The 17,974-nt window shown below is 66.6% G+C and carries 21 protein-coding genes; 5 read left to right on the forward strand and 16 right to left on the reverse strand.

The features are described 5' to 3' along the window. The first annotated feature begins 119 nt into the window (after positions 1 to 119). Positions 120 to 1,154 carry a YihY/virulence factor BrkB family protein gene (locus KUL97_RS06745; RefSeq protein ID WP_368656111.1) on the forward strand — a complete coding sequence of 345 codons (1,035 nt, stop codon included), beginning with the start codon at positions 120 to 122 and terminating at the stop codon, positions 1,152 to 1,154. A gap of 30 nt (positions 1,155 to 1,184) precedes the next feature. Beyond that, complete coding sequence (locus tag KUL97_RS06750; RefSeq protein WP_217796219.1) at positions 1,185 to 1,529, forward strand: zinc ribbon domain-containing protein; 345 nt, start codon at positions 1,185 to 1,187, stop codon at positions 1,527 to 1,529. On the opposite strand, the gene KUL97_RS06755 is transcribed toward KUL97_RS06750, so the two are convergent. The 5 genes from KUL97_RS06755 to KUL97_RS06775 are packed head-to-tail and all read right to left on the reverse strand — an operon-like array spanning position 1,515 to position 3,741. After that, the gene (locus KUL97_RS06755; protein WP_217796484.1) at positions 1,515 to 1,904 is read right to left on the reverse strand and encodes a DUF2834 domain-containing protein; all 390 of its coding nucleotides are present in this window, start codon (positions 1,902 to 1,904) and stop codon (positions 1,515 to 1,517) included. The two genes, KUL97_RS06750 and KUL97_RS06755, sit on opposite strands and share 15 nt — an antisense overlap. An 8-nt stretch (positions 1,905 to 1,912) precedes the next feature. Next, entirely contained in the window at positions 1,913 to 2,170 is a 258-nt protein-coding gene (gene xseB / locus KUL97_RS06760) for an exodeoxyribonuclease VII small subunit (RefSeq protein ID WP_217796220.1), read from the reverse strand. After that, positions 2,163 to 3,320 (reverse strand): exodeoxyribonuclease VII large subunit, encoded by a 1,158-nt coding sequence (gene xseA, locus KUL97_RS06765; protein WP_217796485.1) that lies wholly within the window; start codon positions 3,318 to 3,320, stop codon positions 2,163 to 2,165. The genes xseB and xseA overlap by 8 nt, the downstream gene beginning before the upstream one ends. Further along, positions 3,317 to 3,529 carry a hypothetical protein gene (locus tag KUL97_RS06770; RefSeq protein ID WP_217796221.1) on the reverse strand — a complete coding sequence of 71 codons (213 nt, stop codon included), beginning with the start codon at positions 3,527 to 3,529 and terminating at the stop codon, positions 3,317 to 3,319. Before KUL97_RS06770 ends, xseA begins: the two co-directional genes overlap by 4 nt. A gap of 59 nt (positions 3,530 to 3,588) precedes the next feature. After that, positions 3,589 to 3,741, reverse strand: a complete 153-nt coding sequence (locus KUL97_RS06775) for a chlorophyll a/b-binding protein (RefSeq protein WP_010304750.1) — start codon at positions 3,739 to 3,741, stop codon at positions 3,589 to 3,591. A 93-nt stretch (positions 3,742 to 3,834) separates the two neighbouring features. On the opposite strand from KUL97_RS06775, the gene KUL97_RS06780 reads away from it, so the two are divergent. Next, on the forward strand, positions 3,835 to 4,623 hold the full coding sequence (locus tag KUL97_RS06780; RefSeq protein ID WP_368656112.1) for an HAD family hydrolase: 789 nt from the start codon (positions 3,835 to 3,837) through the stop codon (positions 4,621 to 4,623). Here the strand turns inward: KUL97_RS06780 and hrpB are convergent. From hrpB to KUL97_RS06795, 3 genes are all read right to left on the reverse strand, one after another. Continuing rightward, positions 4,608 to 7,106: an ATP-dependent helicase HrpB gene (gene hrpB, locus KUL97_RS06785; RefSeq protein WP_217796222.1), complete on the reverse strand. Its 2,499-nt coding sequence runs from the start codon at positions 7,104 to 7,106 to the stop codon at positions 4,608 to 4,610. The two genes, KUL97_RS06780 and hrpB, sit on opposite strands and share 16 nt — an antisense overlap. A 26-nt stretch (positions 7,107 to 7,132) precedes the next feature. After that, positions 7,133 to 7,516: a hypothetical protein gene (locus tag KUL97_RS06790; protein ID WP_217796223.1), complete on the reverse strand. Its 384-nt coding sequence runs from the start codon at positions 7,514 to 7,516 to the stop codon at positions 7,133 to 7,135. Positions 7,517 to 7,577: 61 nt separating this feature from the next. Next, complete coding sequence (locus KUL97_RS06795; protein ID WP_217796224.1) at positions 7,578 to 7,853, reverse strand: DUF2973 domain-containing protein; 276 nt, start codon at positions 7,851 to 7,853, stop codon at positions 7,578 to 7,580. A 157-nt stretch (positions 7,854 to 8,010) separates the two neighbouring features. On the opposite strand from KUL97_RS06795, the gene KUL97_RS06800 reads away from it, so the two are divergent. Next, positions 8,011 to 9,138: a trypsin-like peptidase domain-containing protein gene (locus KUL97_RS06800; RefSeq protein WP_217796225.1), complete on the forward strand. Its 1,128-nt coding sequence runs from the start codon at positions 8,011 to 8,013 to the stop codon at positions 9,136 to 9,138. Between the two features lie 6 nt (positions 9,139 to 9,144). On the opposite strand, the gene KUL97_RS06805 is transcribed toward KUL97_RS06800, so the two are convergent. The 8 genes from KUL97_RS06805 to KUL97_RS06840 form a co-directional block, all read right to left on the reverse strand. After that, complete coding sequence (locus KUL97_RS06805) at positions 9,145 to 9,345, reverse strand: hypothetical protein (RefSeq protein WP_217796522.1); 201 nt, start codon at positions 9,343 to 9,345, stop codon at positions 9,145 to 9,147. A gap of 125 nt (positions 9,346 to 9,470) precedes the next feature. Further along, positions 9,471 to 11,198, reverse strand: a complete 1,728-nt coding sequence (locus KUL97_RS06810; RefSeq protein WP_217796226.1) for an ABC-F family ATP-binding cassette domain-containing protein — start codon at positions 11,196 to 11,198, stop codon at positions 9,471 to 9,473. A gap of 221 nt (positions 11,199 to 11,419) precedes the next feature. Then, positions 11,420 to 11,653 carry a hypothetical protein gene (locus tag KUL97_RS06815; protein ID WP_217796227.1) on the reverse strand — a complete coding sequence of 78 codons (234 nt, stop codon included), beginning with the start codon at positions 11,651 to 11,653 and terminating at the stop codon, positions 11,420 to 11,422. A gap of 80 nt (positions 11,654 to 11,733) precedes the next feature. After that, positions 11,734 to 12,885, reverse strand: coding sequence for an anhydro-N-acetylmuramic acid kinase (locus KUL97_RS06820; protein WP_217796487.1), 1,152 nt, complete (start codon positions 12,883 to 12,885; stop codon positions 11,734 to 11,736). Between the two features lie 62 nt (positions 12,886 to 12,947). Then, positions 12,948 to 13,583 (reverse strand): peroxiredoxin, encoded by a 636-nt coding sequence (locus KUL97_RS06825; RefSeq protein WP_217796228.1) that lies wholly within the window; start codon positions 13,581 to 13,583, stop codon positions 12,948 to 12,950. Positions 13,584 to 13,636: 53 nt separating this feature from the next. After that, entirely contained in the window at positions 13,637 to 15,274 is a 1,638-nt protein-coding gene (gene hflX / locus KUL97_RS06830; protein WP_217796229.1) for a GTPase HflX, read from the reverse strand. Then, positions 15,271 to 15,948 carry an HAD-IA family hydrolase gene (locus KUL97_RS06835; protein WP_217796230.1) on the reverse strand — a complete coding sequence of 226 codons (678 nt, stop codon included), beginning with the start codon at positions 15,946 to 15,948 and terminating at the stop codon, positions 15,271 to 15,273. The genes hflX and KUL97_RS06835 overlap by 4 nt, the downstream gene beginning before the upstream one ends. Before the next feature lie 23 nt (positions 15,949 to 15,971). Then, positions 15,972 to 17,144: an FAD-dependent oxidoreductase gene (locus KUL97_RS06840; protein ID WP_217796231.1), complete on the reverse strand. Its 1,173-nt coding sequence runs from the start codon at positions 17,142 to 17,144 to the stop codon at positions 15,972 to 15,974. Between the two features lie 88 nt (positions 17,145 to 17,232). On the opposite strand from KUL97_RS06840, the gene KUL97_RS06845 reads away from it, so the two are divergent. Next, positions 17,233 to 17,970 (forward strand): phosphoadenylyl-sulfate reductase, encoded by a 738-nt coding sequence (locus KUL97_RS06845; protein ID WP_217796232.1) that lies wholly within the window; start codon positions 17,233 to 17,235, stop codon positions 17,968 to 17,970. The last annotated feature ends 4 nt before the right edge of the window (positions 17,971 to 17,974 follow it).

Consider the following 17,974-nt stretch of genomic DNA (forward strand, 5'->3'; position numbering starts at 1 on the left):
GCAGCGCCGACGATATTTGGGGGGTAGCCCCCTGAGAAAATAGGTCGATGCCAGGTAAAACATTCTTTGCTCCAACCAGCTCACGCCTCAAAGCTTGCTGTTGATCAGCAGCTGAGGTGATGAGACAGAGAAGCCACCCGAAAGGGTGGCTTTTTTGTTGGCTGAAAGGAGCTGACGCTGTAGCGTCGGGTCAGGAGCGGTGCCCCAGGATTTCCATGCAGCGGTCTGGTTGGTGGCGTTCTCTGGTGCGCTTGTTTTGGCGTTCCTATCGGCTCTGGGATCGTGAAGATTGCGTGGATCTGAGTGCTGCGTTTGCATATCACACGCTCCAATCGATTTTCCCCATCCTGTTGATTGCTTTGGGCGTCGCTAGTCGCGTGCTAGGGCGTGCGGATAATGTGTCTGAGCAGCTCTTGGAATTGGCGGATCAGGTGCTGCCTGCGTCTGTGATTCCGGTGATTAGAAGCACGCTGAATCAGCTCATTCGCCAGGGCACCGGCGCTGGTTTGGTAGGTGCTGGCTTCCTGTTGGTGTCATCCACCAATGCTTATTTGAGTCTCCAGCGTGGTGCGGATCGGTTATGGGGGTTTCGACCCTGTTTGCTACCGATTGACCACTGGATGCGGCCGGTCTGGCGGTTCATTCGGGCTCGGCTCGAGGCGCTTGCCTTGGTGACATTGATCGGCTTCTTCGTGGTGTTGGACCAACTCACCACCAATCTGCGCTTGCTCAGTCCTGGGAGTTGGCGTCTGATGCTGCAGAGCTGGTTGCCCTCCTGGCTGCACCTCTGGGCACCGGTGCCGATGGCTGTCGACTTTGGCCTGTCGCTGTTGATCGCCTGCAGCTTGGCATTTGCCCTGCTTGCCATCCTGCCGACGCGTCATGTTCCGGTGCGAGCGCTGATTCCTGGCTCGTTGTTGATTGGCTTGGTCCTCACCATCTTCAACGTGGTGCTTGGTCGCAGCTTGCTCTCGCTTGGCTCGCGTTTTCAGGCCTATGGCGTGATTGGTGGTGTCTTGCTGCTCAGTTTGTGGGTCTGGCTGGTGGGCTTGGTGGTGTACTTCGGTACGGCGTTAAGCGTGGTGGTCAGCCGGCGCCGTGAGGTTGAGGCATCCGCACAGTGGCGTGCTTCCGCTGCGCCTGATCTGCCCTGAAGATGGGGTTGCCATCCCAGAGGTCCGCTGATGCAACGCCCGATTCCGTGGTTGTGGATCCTGGTGATCGGGTTCCTGTTGTTGGCCCCTGGTTTCACCGGGCGTCTGTTTGTGGACGTGCTCGAGGGTTTTGCACTGTTGTTGGTGTTTGGCCCTCTGGTCTTGGCCGGTGCAGGCTTCCTGGCTTGGCAGTGGTTCCGGCGCCGGTTGATTACCTGTCCTGCCTGCGGGACACCGAGCCTGGGCGCCAGCGTCTGTCCCGCCTGCGGGACGAGCTTGTTGAATGCCAACGGTCAAACCAGCGTGACCAATGATCAGCCGGCTAGTTCTGCCGTGATTGATGTGGAGGTACGCGACGTGTCAGGCGATCGCTGAGCCATCGGTTCCTCCGGCTTGCCGGGCCAGCTCGGCGAGCCGCCGTTCCCTCAGAAACAGGAAAAAGGGCGCGGCAAAGGCAAACGCAATCGTGACGGAGCTCAGCAACACAAGCCAGAGATGGCGCATCTGTAGCCGGCGGCTTTCCACAATGATCCAGATCGTGATTGCTGAGGCACCCACCAGCAGATCTCGGGAGAGGGATTGCGCTGCCGGGTTGGCATTGGCCAGCGCGATGAACAGCTCGAGATCAAAGCTGGAGCCGTAGTCGCGCATGTAGTCCAGGTTGGCCATCCACGGCAGCACGCCCCCAGCGACCGCCAGCGCCAGATACAGCCAGGCCAGCCAGGGTTTGGGCGCGGTGTTGATCTCCATAGCGGTGCTTACCTGTTGGTTGTGTCCCATTGGATCACTTCCTGCTCCACGCCTTCGAGAACTGCGCTGCAGCGGTTGGCATAGGCCTCGGCTCGGCGATAGAGGGTTGCCATCTCTTCCACCTCGAGTTCGCTTGATTGCAGCTTGGCCATCGCCAGCTCAAGGGCCGTTCGGGCCTCGTTGAAGCTCAGTGCCTCCACCTCGGCGTGCCATGGATCGGCGGCGTGAGGGGCGCTGCGCTTGCGCTTGGGTTTGGGCTCAGCCATCAGCACCGGGTTCCGTGGTTTGCACAACGGTGTTGATCCTGCCGTCTGCCACCAACACTTGCAGCACATCGCCGCTGCCTACCTGCTGCACAGAGCGCACCAGTTGCCCATCACCACCATGCAGCAGCGCGAAGCCTCGCTCCAGCAGCCGCAGGGGTGAGAGGGCCTGCAGCAGTTCGATCCGTTGCTCCAGCTGGTGGCGTGCGTTGGCGAGGAGCTGGCGCGGATGCAGGGCCACTAAGCGCTCCCGGATCGCCGTCAGCCGGAAGCGTTCTTGTTGTAGGCGGTGGCTCACGGCTTGCCGGACTAGGGCGCGTTGCTGTTGCAGTGCCAGCATCAGGTGTTGGCGGTCTGGCAAAAGAGCGACCACCGCTGCGGTGGGGGTTGCGGCTCGGTAATCGGCCACCAGATCCGCGATGGTGGTGTCGTCTTCATGGCCCAGCCCCGTGACCACGGGCAGCGGACAGGCGGCCAGATCGCGGGCTAAGGCTTCGTTGTCGAACACTGCTAGATCTTCCCGGCTGCCGCCGCCTCGGGCCAGCACAAGCGCTTCAATCCCAAGCTCATCGGCACGGGCGATCACCTCCGCCAGACGTGCGCGGATCTGCTCGTCGACGGCACCCTGCACTGGAATCGGCACCACATGGATGCGTGTGGCTGGCCAGCGCTCCTGAGCGGTGCGCAGCATGTCGGCCAGCGCAGAACTGGGCACGCTGGTGAGGAGCGCAATCGCCGCGGGCATCGCCGGCAGCGGCCGTTTGCAGGCCGGGTCGAGCAGACCCTCGGGTTCCAACAGGGCGCGCACGCGCTCGAATTGGCGCAGCACAGCGCTCAGGCTGGGACGCAGATCGAGGATCTGTACGCACAAGCTGGCGCGGCTCGCCCAGAAATTGAGCTTGCCCACCACCTGCACACCATCCCCTTCGCTGGGCTGAAAGCTGAGCTTGTTCAGCTGCGATGCCCAGACCACACCAGAAATCGAGGCCTGCTCATCCACCAGGGTGAGCCAGAGGTGGCCTTTTTTGAGCTGCGGCCGCGAGACGGTCGCCTCCAGCAGGAAGCGAGGCGCAAAACCTCGCTCCAGCAGCGAGGCAATCGCCTGGTTCAGTTCGGCAACGCTGTAGCGCGGTAGCCCTGGATCGCCGTTCACCGCTCCAGGCGGCGATAGCAGCTCCACCAATAGAGGCAAACCAGGCTGCCGAGCACGGCCACGGCTTGGCCCGCAGGATGGTCGATGCGAATCCAGCCCACGCTGGTGATCACAATGCCGCTGCTCAGCATCCGGGCGCCATCGCGGCGGTTCTTGGCAAAAAGCTGGGCCAGGGGACCTGCGGGTGGTGTGCTGCCAGTTTGACCCATCAAAAAGCGCCCCCTCGCAGGAGAAGGCGCTGATCATGGTTGGGGTTGGCGTGAAGGCTTCAGCCCAGGCCGATCTGGCCGAGGATGCCTTGGCCGGTGAGCAGTTCGGTCGCGAGGCCGATGGTGAAGCCCAGCATGGCCAGACGGCCATTCCAGGTTTCGGCGAAATTCACAAATCCGAAGCGCGCAGATGTTGAAGTGGAGTCAGGCATCGGTAAGACGCGAACGCTTGAACTGTAACGAAACATGTGGGCTGCTTGACGGTGTTCGGCGATACGGTTGTCGCCACTTGATCGCCATCGGCCGTGTCGCGTGCGTTGTTGCAAAGTCAGCTCTCTGCCCCCTTGCCGGAGGCGCCTGAGCTCGTGCTGGTCACCGACCTCGATGGCACCTTGCTGGGGGGCGCCACCGCTGAGCGGCGCCGTTTTTACCGATGGTTGACGGAGCAGCGACAACGGGTGCTGCATGTGTTTTGCACCGGCCGCGACCTCAGCTCCATTGCCAGGGTGTTGGCAGAGGATGAGCCGATCGGTTTGGCTGCTCCCCATCTGGTGATTGGTGATGTGGGTTGCACGGTGGCCTGCGGCCAGTCGTTGCTGCCGGTGCCGTTGGCGGTGGATCCGATCGAGGCGCTTTGGCAGGGCAAGGAACAGCGGTTGCTGCCATTGCTGGAGGGGCAGCCTGGTCTGGCGCCCCAACCCCTCCACTCCGAGCGACGTCTGGCGTATTACGTCGACCCAGCGGCCTTCGATCACAGCCTGATCCCGCAACTCGAGGCCCATGGTGTGGATTGCCTCCTCTCCGACAACCGTTATCTCGACCTACTCCCCAGTGGCGTGAACAAGGGCACCACACTCTTGGCCCTGTTGCAATGGCTGGATGTGGATCCCGCCTGCGTGGTGACAGCCGGTGACACCCTCAACGACCTGGCGATGTTTGAAACCGGCCTGAAGGGGGTGATGGTGGCCAACGCTGAACCCGCACTGCAGGAGCACCTGCCCCGCCTGCCCTCGGTGTATCTGGCTGCAGCAGAGGGATGTGCCGGCATTGCCGAAGGCTTACGCCATTTCGGCTTTGATCACCTCTGGGACTGACGGCGTTCGAGGGCGCGCTTGGTGAGTGCGGTGGCGGGCGTGTTGGCGGGATCATCCGGCCACGGGTGGCGGGGGTAGCGGCCCCTCAGCTCTTTGCGCACCTCCAGATAGGCGCCACTCCAGAAGCCCGCCAGGTCTTGGGTGATGGCCGCAGGTCGGCCGGCCGGGGAGAGCAGATGCACCGTGACAGGCAGCCGGCCCCCCAGCACCGTTGGGGTACTGGCTGCGCCGAATAGCTCCTGCAGTTTCACCGCCAGCACCGGTTCGCCGCTGCTGTAATCCAGCCGTGCCTCCCGGCCTGAGGGGATGGGCAGGTTCTGGGGAAGCAGCGCATCAAGTTCGCGGCGCGCCTCCCAGGCCAGGCCGCTCCAGAGGGCTTCCTCCAGGTTGATGTTCTGTAGATCGGTGCGGCTGCGAAGACCGTCGAGTTGATCGATCAGCCAGCTGGCCGGATCAGCGGCCAGGGTCGTGAGGCTTCGGTCGGGCCAGGGATCTCCCAATTCCCGCTGGGCCAGGGCCAGGCGTTGCTGCAGTTGGCGGCTGCCAGCGTCCCAGGGGAGCGCTTCGATTCCCAGTTCGATTAGGCCGGTGAGCAGGGCTTCGCGCAGCACAGCTGCTGGTGCTTCGGGCCAGGGGCGGCGCTCGAGCACCAGTGCCCCCAGGCGCAGTTCCCGCTCAGCTCGGATGCGCTGCTGCTGGGAATCCCAGCACACCTGCGCTTGCTCGTCTCCCGCGGTGTGCGCCAGGGCGTTGAGGCTGCTGATGGCTAGGGGCAGGGCCAGCTGGATGCGGGCATCGCTGCTGCCGCCATCGGCGGCGGCGATGGCCAGGGCTGGAGCGCCCACCAGGGGGTCGCTGGGGTGCAGCACGGCGCCGCGGCCGCTGCGGGTGAGGTAGCGCCCAGAGCCGGGCGTGCGCTCCAGCGCCACGCGTTCGGGGTAGGCATGGGCCAGCAGCTCGGCGGCCAGAACGGTTTCAGGTTCAGCGGGGGGGCTCTGGCCCGAGCTGGGCGGCAGCTGGCGCCGCAGCTGCTGTCCCAGTTGCTGCAGATGTTGGCGCCGCGGATCGCGGCCTGGTTGCCGCAACCAATCGAGCCGCCGCATCAGATCGCAGCCAGCCTCCTGCTGCGAGAGAGGATCGCGTTCGCTCAGCAGTGCTGCCAAGCTGCAGCCCAGTTCTTCGGCTCCCAGCTCGCGGGCCCGCAGGAGCAGTTGCGCCAGCCTTGGATGCACCCCCAGGCTGGCCAGCTGGCGGCCGTGGGCATTCAGGGTGCCGTTCACCTCGAGGGCGCCCAGCTGATGCAGCAGCCCTTGCCCCTCCTTGAGGTGGGCCTGGGGTGGTGGCTCGAGCCAGGGGAGCGTCTCTCCGAGGCCAGCTCCCCATTCGGCGAGCTGCAGCACCAACGGTGCTGGGTCGGCCTCCATGACCGCAGGAGGGTCGAAGGCGGGGCGGCGGTTCTGCTCCGCCGGGCTCCACAGCCGCAGGGCGCGGCCTGGGCCCAAGCGCCCGGCGCGGCCGGCCCGTTGCTCAGCGCTGGCCAGGCTGGCGGGCACGGTTACCAGGCTCTCCATGCCGCTCACCGGATCGAAGCGGCTGCGGCGGCTGAGCCCGCTGTCGATCACCAGGCTGACGCCTTCGATCGTGAGTGAGCTTTCGGCGATCGCCGTCGCCAGCACCACCTTTCCGCCGGGGCCGTTGGCGCGGCGGATTGCGCGGCTCTGTTCGGCCAGGGGCAGATTGCCGTGCAGCAGGCAGAGCTCCAGGTTTCCCCCCCAGCTGGTGGCGGCGATCGCCTCCTGGCAGAGGCGCAGCTCCCGTTGGCCGGGCAGGAACACCAACACCGTGTCTCCGGGCTCCCGCTGATCGAGCCAGTGGGCCTCGAGGGCGCGTACCACCTGGCCTGGCAGGGATTCCCGCTCCCGAGGTGGTTGATGGCTGATGTCCACCGGGTGGCTGCGGCCTTCGCTGGTGAGCAGCGCGGCCTCCGGCAATTGCTCCACCAGCGGTTGCAGGTTGAGCGTGGCGGACATCACCAGTAACCGCAGCTCCGGCATCAGCAGCTCGCGAGCTTCGCGTAACAGAGCGAGGGCCAGATCCGCCTCGCAGCGACGTTCGTGAAACTCGTCGAAAATCACGCAGCCCACCCCCTCCAGGCCCGGATCGGCCTGCAGCTGCCGCAGGAACAGGCCGTCGGTGAGCACCTCCAGGCGGGTGCTGGCAGACACGCGGCTCTCCAGACGCACGCGGTATCCGACGCGTTGGCCCACCTGTTCGTCCAATTCAGAGGCGAGCCGTTCGGCGGCCGCCTTGGCGGCCAGGCGCCGGGGCTCCAGCATCAGGATGCGGCCGCGGCAGCCCTCCAGCAGGGCCAGCGGAACGCGGGTGGTTTTGCCGGCCCCTGGAGGCGCCTGCAGCAACACCGTGCCCCCGGCGGGGAGCCGCTGCACCAGCTCAGGCAGCAGCGGCTCGATCGGTAGGGGCACGGGCTGGTGTGGGTGAAGCGGCGGGCTCAGCGCACGTGGCGGGCACCGTCCACCGGGTGATACACCTCGCCGGTGGTTTCTTCGTACACGATGGCCGGCAGGCCGGTTTCAAACATGGTCTGGAGGGCTTCCTTCAGGTAGGGGTTCCAGCCACCGGTGTTCACCTTGCCGTGGCGCACGGTCCAATCCCAGGTGCCTTGTAAATCTCTGGGGACGCGGCCCTCACGGTCGCGGCGGGCCACCAGATCCTGGGATTCCACGATGCCCACCAAGATCGGTTGCTTGCCATAGGCCGGGGTGAGGATCAGCTCCAGACGCACGGGATCTTCCTTCACCAGCTTCAGCTGAAAGCGGGGGGGCAGCTTGATGGCCTTGAGCACCGCAGCCACGATCCGGGTTCTTTGCTCCACTCAGCCTCCGCTGTGTCCACAAGCACTCAACGGTTGTACCAGCTGGAGGGCCCGTGCGGGCTCAGCTGGGGTCGTTCGGTGAGGCGGGCTGCTCTTGATCACCACCGAAGCGCACGGTGAGGAGGTCGTCGCGGGTGAGCTGACCATCGGCATCCAGCAGCTCGGGGTGGATGGTGAGGCGGCCGGTGCGATCGCCTCTGGGGATGCGGTTTTGATCGCCCGGGCGGGGCACTGCAGCAAATCCGCGGCCCATGATCCGGAAGGCCTGCCAGAGCAATCCGAGGAAGCAGGCCGCGTAGACCAGCGGCAGCAGCTTGGCGAAGAACTCGGAGATCATGGGTAGGGTCCCGGCGAGGGAAGCGATGGGCCGGCGTGCAAGTCGTGTGCCCCATCATCGCGCGGCTAGGCCAGTTGCGGTGGGGAAATCCACCAGCGCGGCCCCTTTGCCCCCACCACAAACCTGCGTACGGTCGAAGCCCACCGGTTCCCCTGCGATGGCTGCTGTGCATTCCCGGGTGTTGCCTTTGGCCCTCGTTGCGGCCCTGGCTGGCGTGGCCCTGCCGCCGGCCCTGGCCCAATCGTCAGCAGCGAGTGCGGTGCTCTCGCGCCAATCCTTTGTGGCGGAGGCCGTGCGGCGCACGGGGCCGGCGGTGGTCACGATCGACACCGAGCGCACGGTGGTGGTGCCGGGCCGTCAGAGCCTGCCGCCCTTCCCGTTCATGGATCCGATGCTGCGGCAGTTCTTTGGGCTGCCGCAGGGTGGTGGCACCATCCCGCCTTCCCAGCGCACCGAGCGGGGTCAGGGCAGTGGCTTCATTTATGACAGCAGCGGCCTGCTGCTCACCAACGCCCACGTGGTGGAGGGCAGCACGCGCGTGATGGTGGGGCTGAGCGACGGCCGCCGGGTGGAGGGCACGGTGGTGGGGGCCGACCGTGTGACCGATCTGGCGGTGGTGCAGCTGGCGGGCGGCAGCTCCTGGCCCGTGGCGCCCTTGGGTAACTCCGACAGCCTGCAGGTGGGTGAGTGGGTGATCGCGGTGGGGAATCCTTTTGGCCTGGATCAGACCGTGACCCTCGGCATCGTGAGCAGCCTCAACCGCAATGCCGCCTCCCTCGGGATCACCGACAAGCGCTTGGAGCTGATTCAGACCGATGCGGCGATCAATCCGGGAAATTCCGGCGGCCCGCTGCTCGACGCTGATGGCGCCGTGGTGGGCATCAACACGCTGGTGCGTTCCGGACCGGGAGCCGGCCTGGGCTTCGCGATCCCGATCAACCGGGCCCGCACGGTGGCCGAGCAGCTGGTGAGCAAGGGCAGCGTGAGCCACGCAATGATTGGTGTGGGCCTGGATGCCGTGCGCAACGCCAGCGGCAGCCCCGTGCCTGGTGCGGTGGTGCGCAGTGTGATGCCAGGTGGCCCGGCGGCGCGGGTGGGGGTGCGGCCCGGCGATCGGATCACGGCGGTGGATGGCCAGCCCGTGACCAACCCCGCTCAACTCACCCAGTTGGTGGAACGCAATGGCGTGGGGCGCCCGATGGAGCTCACACTGCAGCGGCAGGGCCAGACCCTGCAGCTGCAGGTCACGCCAGTGGAGCTCTCCACCTTGATGCGCTCCCGGTGAGCCGGATCAGCTCTCGGCCTCGCGCAGCACTTCTACGCATTGGGTGACGCACTCCCCATCGTCGATGGAGCAGGCGGTGATGCACTCAAAATAGGTTTCCACTGGATCGACACCGTTCACGCCGGAGGATGTGAGCCCCATGGCGAGGAAATCAGCTCCTGTGGTGGTGCTGGCGGCGGCATTGGAGGGATGCGGAACGATGCCCATGGCCAGACCTCTAGGGGGGAAGTCATCAGCGTATGAACGTCTTGCGTCCAAGCCAAGAACAATGAGTTCTCTTGCCTAGGGAAGTGTGAAGTTGTTTTGAGCGGTGGCTGGCTCCGGTGCTGGGATCAGGCGGCTTTCTGTTTGCGCGCTTCGGCTTTCGCTTTCTGTTTGTCGCGGTTGGCCTTGCGCTTGGCGTCCTGTTCGGCGGCCTGGCGAGCGGCCTCAGCGGCGGCAGCTTCCTCTGCCTTCTTGTCGCGGTAGTAGGCGTAATCGCCGCGGTAGACCGCCAGCTCACCGTCGCGGATTTCCACGATCTTGTTGGCCACCCGCGAAATGAAATAGCGGTCGTGGCTCACCACCAGAACCGCGCCTTCGTATTCGATCAGGGCATCCTCGAGCATCTGTTTGGCTGGGATGTCGAGGTGGTTGGTGGGCTCATCGAGCACCACCAGATTGCAGGGCATCAGCAACATCAGCGCCAGGGCAAGCCGCGCTTTCTCGCCGCCGGAGAGCTTGCCCACCTCCTTGAACACGGCGTCGTTGCTGAAGCAGAAGCTGCCCAGCAGGGAGCGCACCTGGGTCTGGGTCCAGTCGGGCACCGCTTCGAACAGCGTGTCGATCACCGTTTTGGAGAGATCCAGGGCTTCGGCCTGGTTCTGCTCGAAGTAGCCGGCGATCACGTTGTGCTCGCCTAGGCCGGCGAAGCCCTCGTCGGGTGTTTCGATGCCCATCACCAGGCGCAGCAGGGTGGATTTACCGGCGCCGTTCGGGCCCACGAAGGCGATGCGATCGCCCCGCTCCACCTCGAGGTTCGCCCCCAGGAACAGGATCTGCTCGCCGTAGCTATGGCTGAGGTCTTTGATTTCAGCGATCAGGCGGCCGCTGCGTGGGGCTGGCGGGAACTGGAAGCGCGGGCCGCTGACGCTCTCGATCGGCGCCTCGATGCGCTCCACCTTGTCGAGCAGCTTCTCGCGGCTTTTCGCCTGGGTGGAGCGGGTGGCGCTGGCGCGGAAGCGATCGATGTAGGCCTGCTGGGTGGCGAGCTCCTTCTGCTGGCGCTCAAAGGCGGCCTGGCCGGCTTCGCGCTCCAGCGCCTTCTGCTCGAGGTGCTGGCTGTAGTTGCCCAGGTAGCTGCGGGAGATCCCCCGCTCGGTTTCCACGATCTGATTGCACACGCGATCGAGGAAGGCCCGGTCGTGGCTGATCACCACCAACGGGCAGGTCTGACCCACCAGGTAATCCTCCAGCCACTGGATCGTTTCCACATCCAGGTGGTTGGTGGGTTCATCGAGCAGCAGCAGATCCGGCTCCTGCAGCAGCACCTTGCCCAGGGCGATCCGCATCTGCCAGCCGCCGGAGTAGTCGCCCACCAGCTGCTCGGCGCCGTCTGGGGTGAAGCCGATCGTGGGCAGCAACTTGTCGATGCGGGCATCGAGCTCGTAGCCATGCAGGCTCTCGAAGCGGCTCTGCAGGCTGCCCAGCTCACGGATCAGCGCATCGAGGTGATCGGGATCCTCGGCGGCCTTCTCCGAACCCATCTCCTCCTCCACCTCGCGCTGGCGGTTCAGCACCTCAGCGGCTTCGCCGAAAGCCTGAAACAGCTCCTGCCGCACCGTGCGGCGCACATCCACATCGAATTCCTGCTGCAGATACACGATCCGCGGATCGCCCTGCTTCACCACCTGGCCGCTGCTGGGCTCCTCCATCCCGGCGATGATCCGCATCTGGGTGGATTTGCCGGCACCGTTCACCCCCACCAGGCCGATGCGATCGCCCGCTTTCACCTCCCAGGTGACATCCCGCAGCACCTCGCCGGTGGGATAGATCTTCGAGACGCGTTCGAGGCGGAGCAAGACAGATGCAGTGGAGGGCGCCTGGGGCCCGGTCCTGGTTGCATCATCTCCCCTGGGAGGTCCGGCCCTGCAGACTGTTTTCTGTCCCCGCACAGCCCGGCGCCATGGTGAAGCGACTCGAACAGGTGGCGGCCCTAGTGGTGGCAGCCGGCCTGGCGATCGTGAGCTACTGGCTGTTCTTCAGCTGGATGGGGGCCGACCGCCGGCCGCGCCGCAGTGCCCTAGAGGCCGCCCCGGGCCTTGAGCAGCCACTGCTTGGTTTCAGGGTCGTCGATGCTGGCCAGGTGGATCTTCACCTCGTCGCGGCTTACGGGCAGCCCCCAGCCGTCGCCCAGCTCGCAGATACGGCTGAGGGCGCCTGAAGGGTCCTGCAGGGCTTGGCGGAACAGCTCCTGGGTGAGCTGCTGATCGCTGCGGATGCGCTCGTAGAGGGCGGGGGCGTTGCCGGCGCTCATGGGCTTGCTAGCCGATGGGCTCACCCTATGAACGCCGGCCGCTTCTGCCCGCGCATCGTGGTGGATCGTGATCTGGCGCTTCAGCGCGTTGGCCGGGCGCACACCCCCAGCACCGCTGGCTTTGCCGCGCCCGTCACCGAGGGCAGCGAGCCGCTCACGCCGCGCTGATGCCACCAGGCCAGGAGAGCAAAGGCCAGGGCTTCACGGTCGCTGTCGCCGATGCCCAGTTCCGCCAGCGGCCGCAGCTGCAGGCCGCGGCAGCGGCGCCGCAGCGCCGTGATCAAGGTGGTGTTGCGGGCGCCGCCGCCGGCGACGAGCAACTCCAGAACCGCGGGACCGCGGGCTAAATCCTGGGCCACCACGGCAGCGGTGAAGGCGGTGAGGGTGGCCAGGGCATCGGCGGGTTCGAGCGGCTGGTTCCGCCGCCGGGCGGCGAGCTCCAGCTCCTCGAGGCGCCGTTCCAGATCCATCTGGCCATACAGCTCCCGGCCTGTGGATTTTGGGGGCGCCTGCTGCAGATAGGGCTCTCGTAGCCACAGCTGCACCAGAGGCTCATCCACTTGGCCCTGGGCTGCCCAGGCGCCACCGGCATCGAAGCGCCGCTCCCCGCCGCTGAACTGGGCGGCTGCCAGATCCAGCAGCGTGTTGGCAGGGCCGCAATCCCAGCCCTGCACCGCAGCGCCGCGATCGGGCCCCGCCTGCGGCGGCAGCAGGGTGAGGTTGGCGATACCGCCAAGGTTGAGCAGGGCTCGCCAGCCACCGATGGCCGGCAGTAGGGCGGCATCGGCGGCTGGCACCAGCGGTGCCCCCTGGCCCCCCAGCGCCAGATCGGCGGCGCGGAAGTCGAACACCACCGGCCGTTGCAGCAGCTGGGCCAGCAGGGGGGCCTGCAGCAGCTGCCAGCTGCTGCCGCGGCGGGCGTCTTGGGGCGGCCGATGCCAAAGGGTTTGGCCGTGGCAACCCACCAGCTCGGCGTTGCCGGCTGGATCGCAGGCCCGGGCCGCGGCGGCCTGCACCTCCGTGAGTGCTTCCCCCAGTTCGATCACATCGGCTGCCTGGATCGATTGGCCCTGGCCGGCGGCGATCAGCCGCAGGTGCAGATCGTGCGGGTAGGGCACGGTGGCGCGGCTCAACAGCCGCCAGCGGGGCCGCCGCGGCGGACCCCTGAATTCCGCCAGCACGGCATCCACCCCATCGGCGCTGGTGCCACTCATCAGACCCAACACCCGCATGGCCACAAAAAAGCCCCCGGTCATTCTCCGGGGGCCTGGGTGATGGGGCGAGCCTCAGTGGCTCACTTGTTGGGCTGCGGAGTCATGCGCAGGTAAGGCTTGATCTCGGTCACGCCCTTGGGGAACTTGCTGCGGGCTTCGTCGGTGGGGATGGAGGGCACCACCACGCAATCGTCGCCGTCTTTCCAGTTCACCGGGGTGGCCACCTGGTGGTGGTCGGTGAGCTGCAGGGAGTCGATCACCCGCAGGATCTCCTGGAAGTTGCGGCCGGTGCTGGCGGGGTAGGTGATCTGCAGTCGGAGCTTCTTGTTCGGGTCGATGATGAAGACCGAACGCACCGTGAGGTTGTTGAGCGAATTGGGGTGGATCATCCCGTAGAGATCGCTCACCTTCTTGTCCTCATCGGCGAGGATCGGGTAGTCGACCGTGGTGTTCTGCGTTTCGTTGATGTCGCAGATCCAGCCGCCATGGCTCTCGGCGGAGTCCACGCTCAGGGCAATGGTTTTCACGTTGCGCTTCTCCCACTCGGAGCGCAGGCGCGACACTTCGCCCAGCTCGGTGGTGCACACCGGGGTGTAGTCGGCGGGGTGGGAGAAGAGCACCACCCAGCTGTCGCCAGCGAAGTCGTAGAGGTTGATCGGGCCCAGCTGGGAGTTCTGGGTGAAATCGGGGACGGTGTCGCCCAGTTGGAGCGCCATGAGCCGGCATGGGAGGAGGCCAGATGTTGACATAGCCAGGGCGGCAACTGACGTCAAGTCAACGGCGTTGGTTCGCTGAAGAGCCAGTCGCGCAGCCCCTCCAGACCGAGCCCGCCGGTGGCCGACACAAACAGCACCTGGCCATCGAGGGTGCGGGCCTGCTGCAGCGCTTCCGCGGGGCAGCGATCGATCTGGTTGCCGATCAGCCGGCGCGGGGTGTCGCTGCCCAGCTCATCGAGGATGGTGTGCACGGTGTTCAGTTGTTCCGCCCAGCCCGGATCGGAGAGATCCACCACCAGCAGCAGCTGATCGGCTTCCAGGGTTTCCTCCAGCGTGGAGCGGAAGGCCTCCACCAGCGGCGGCGGCAGGGCGCGGATGAAGCCCACCGTGTCGGTGAGCAGCAGGGTTTGGGGCGGTCCGCCGGCGGGATCGGGCCGGCTGATGCGGCGGGTGGTGGGATCAAGCGTGGCGAAGAGCTTGTTCTCCGCCAGCACGGCTTCGCCAGCGGCTGGCTTGCTGAGGGCATTCAGCAAGGAGCTTTTGCCGGCGTTGGTGTAGCCCACCAAGGCAAAACGCTGCAGCCCGTGGCGCCCGCTGCGGATGCGGGCCCGGTGCTCCCGCAGCTTCTGCACGTCGCGCTGCAGCTTGTCGATGCGGCGGGCGATGGCGCGGCGATCTTTCTCCAGCTGGGTTTCACCGGGGCCGCGGGTGCCGATGCCGCCGCCCTGGCGCGAAAGGCTCAGGCCGCGGCCCACCAGCCGGGGCAGCCGGTAGCGCAGCTGCGCCAGTTCCACCTGCAGGCGTCCGGCGCCGCTGGCGGCCCGCTGGGCAAAGATGTCGAGGATCAGTTCGCTGCGATCGCTCACCGGCAAATCCAGCAGCCGCTCCAGGTTGCGGGCCTGGGCGGGGGTGAGTTCGCGGTCGGTGACCACGAGTGAGGCCCCCAAGCGCCGGGCTTCCAGCGCGGCCTCGCGCAGCTTGCCTTCTCCCCACAGGGTTTGCGGCGAGCCTGATGCCTTGCGCTGCACCACCAAGCCCACCGGCTTGGAGCCGGCGCTGCGCACCAGCCCCTCCAGCTCGGCGATCTCACGCCGGGCTGTTTCCGGATCGGAGGGGCTGAGCACCAGCAACATCACCTGCTCGATGCCGCTTGGCTGGATGGCCCGGGGCTGCAGCGTGGGGCGCTCCGGCGGGATCCACTGGCAGAGCTCGCTCAGGTCGGCTTCGTGCTGCTGCTGCCAGGGGTGGCTGGGATCGCCGCCGGGCAGATAGGCCGCGGCGCTCCAGAGGCCGCCCGCCCCGGGCTGTTGTGCGTAGCGCAGCCAGAGCTGGGGATCGAGATCGAGCCCCACCACCGCTTCGCTCCCGTGGGGTTCGAGCTGCTTGGCGCGGCCCACGCAGGTGATCAGGCGCAGGTCGCTGCCTTGCCGGCGCGGCCCCCCGGGCAGGCGCTCCAGCAGCCGGCCGGATTGCTCTAGCGGGCCCACCCACAGCAGCCGGCAGAGCCCTCGGCCATCGATCACGAGGCTCAGGGGCAGTTCGAGTTCGCAGCTTTCCGCGGCCAGCCGCTGCAGGCTGAGCAGATCCGCGCCAAACGCTTCAGGGTGACGCCGGTGGCTGAGACGCTCCAGGCGGCGTGTCTGGGCGGGACGTAGGCCGGCGGTGCGGCCCAGGAGGGCGGTTTGCTTCACGGAGGTGTTCCGCCTGGGGTACCGGCGGGCTGCTGCCGCTGGATCAGCACGCAGTGCAGGCCTGCCGCCCGGGCACCGGCTTCATCCTCGGGGCTGTCGCCGATATGCCAGGCCGCGTCGGCCGGCAACGCCAGCAGCTCCAGCGCCCGCGTAAAAGGCCGCGGGTCGGGCTTGGCTGCCCCCACCGCCGATGACACCACCACCGCATCCAACAGCGGTGCCAGCTCCAGCTGCTCCAGCAATCCGTGCAGCCGTTGATCGAAATTGCTCACCACCGCGAGCTTGAGCCCGGCGCTGCGCCACCGCTGCAGATGCTCCGCCACGTCCTCGTACACCTGCCAGGGCTCGGCGCTGGCGTAATAGGCAAAGAGGGCTGGCCCCAGGCCCTCCGGGAGTGGGCCTTCATGGCCGCAGGCCTGGAGGCAGCCATCGATCAGCGCCACCCACCAGGCCTGCTCCGCCTCCAGCAGCGCCTCGCCCTCCAAGCCTGGGAAGGCCAGCGGTGGTGCCGCGCGAAACAACCTCGGAAACACGGCGTTAATCTCCGGGGCCTCCACGTTCAGCCCGTGTTCCGCTGCGAACGCGGCGTAGGTGCTGCCCACGGAACGGCGCAGGCCGATCAGGGTGCCCATCGCATCGAGTAGCAGGCCTTTGGGGCGGCGCGCGTCGGTCATCGAGGCAGTGGTTGAGCGGTGCGTCAGAACCAATCGGCCAGCCAGCCACCGGCCACCCGCAGCTGGTGCTGCAGCCCCGGCATGCGGGCCAGATAGGCCAGGCGCCGCAATTGAAAGGCTGCGGTGCCCGCCAGGGTGATTCCCATGCCGGTCAGGCTGGCCTGGCCGATCCCCAACCCCAGCATTTCGCCTAAATCGCTCCAGATGAAGGGCTGAAGCTCCTCGCCGCGGCGCTGGCGCAGCACATTCGCCGCCACGCAACTGGCCTGCTGGTAGGCCACCTGGGCCGTGGCCGGATGGGCTTCGCCGCTGGCATCCGGGCAGAGGGCGGCATCGCCCATGGCAAACACGTGCTCCGCGCCAACCACACGCAGATCGCCGTGGCAAGGCAGCCGGCCGCGGCTGTCGAGAGCCAGGGCCGGCGTGAGTTCGGGCACGCTTCCCACCACACCCCCGGTCCAGATCACCCCATCACAGCTGAGGGTTTCGCTGCTGTTGCCCCGTTGCAGGCTCACGCCCGTGCCGCTTACCGCCATCACCCGTGTGCCCGTGCGCAGACGGATATCGCGCTTCAGCAGGGCCTGCTGCGCCTGCTCCCGATTGAAGGAGCGGGAGGCGGGCAGGAGCTCTTCCCCCTGTTCAATCAGCTCCACCACAGCTGCTCCCTGCAGCAGATCCGCGAGTTTGCAGGCCAGCTCCACACCACTGGCGCCTGCCCCCACGATGGCGAGGCGTTGCAGCGGCCGCTGCTGCTGCTTCAGCCGTTGCACCAGCTGCTGCAGGCGATCCACATCCGCCAGGCTGCGGAAGCCAAGGCAGTGTTCCGACACGCCGGGAATGCCATAGCTGGTGGGTTTGCCGCCGGTGGCCAGCACCAGTTGGCTGTAGGCGATCCGTTGTCCGCTCTCGGTGCACAGCTGTTGGGCGCTGGTGTCGATCTGGCTAACGCGATCCTGTAGCCACACCACCCCCTTGCCAGCCAGGAGTTCGCTGTAGCTCGGGGCCACTTCCCAGCGCCGCAACTCCTGGCTCAGCAGCTCATAGAGCAGAGGCAGAAATAGGAAGCGCTCCTGCGGCTCAATCAGCATCACCGGCACGTGGGCCGCAGAAGCCGCCAGCTGCAAGGCCGCGCTCAGACCGCCGAAACCGCCTCCTACCACCACAACAGGTTGCTGTTCGGCCTCGGCTGAGGGCACGGCTGCGATCGGGCAAATGGTGTTGCGCGAACCCTAACCAGCAGCTGTGGCAACGGAAGCGATTCCCCTGGCGTTGGAGGATGGGTCGATGACGAGCACCCCGGCCACTTCCCCAGCCGCTTTGGATGAGCAGCAGTGCTGTCAGGCGCTGGAATCCCTCGATGCGCTCGGACGGCTGCGCTGGGGCTTAGAGCAGTTCGGCGATGGCTTTGCCCTCACCACCAGCTTCGGCATTCAGGCGGCGGTGTCGCTGCATCTGATCAGCCAGCTGGATCGCCGGGTGCCTGTGATCTGGGTGGATACGGGATATCTGCCGCCGGAGACCTACCGCTACGCCGAAAACCTGATCGAGCGCCTGGGGCTTCAGGTGCATGTGGCCCAGGCCGAGCTCAGCCCGGCGCGCATGGAAGCGCTCCACGGCCGCCTCTGGGAAACCGGCCGCGTCGAAGACATGGAGACCTACCACCGCATCCGCAAGGTGGAGCCGTTGGATCGCGCCTTGGACACGCTGGCGGTGCGCTGTTGGGCCAGCGGGGTTCGAGGCCGGCAGACCGATCACCGCAGCACGATGCAGCCCCTGGCGCAGATGCGTGGTCGCTGGGCCCTGCGGCCGCTGCTCGCCTGGACCAATAAAGACGTGTTCTATTACATGCAGGAGCACGATTTGCCGCAGCATCCCCTGTTTGAGCAGGGCTACTCCACGGTGGGTGATTGGCATTCCAGTGGTCCCGATGATGGCGGCCTCAGCGGCCGGGCCACCCGCTTCGGCGGGCTCAAGCAGGAATGCGGCATCCATCTGCCCGGGATGGCCGGCGAGGGCATCTGAGTGG

Source organism: Synechococcus sp. HK05 (assembly GCF_019104765.1).
Classification (GTDB): Bacteria; Cyanobacteriota; Cyanobacteriia; order PCC-6307; family Cyanobiaceae; genus Vulcanococcus.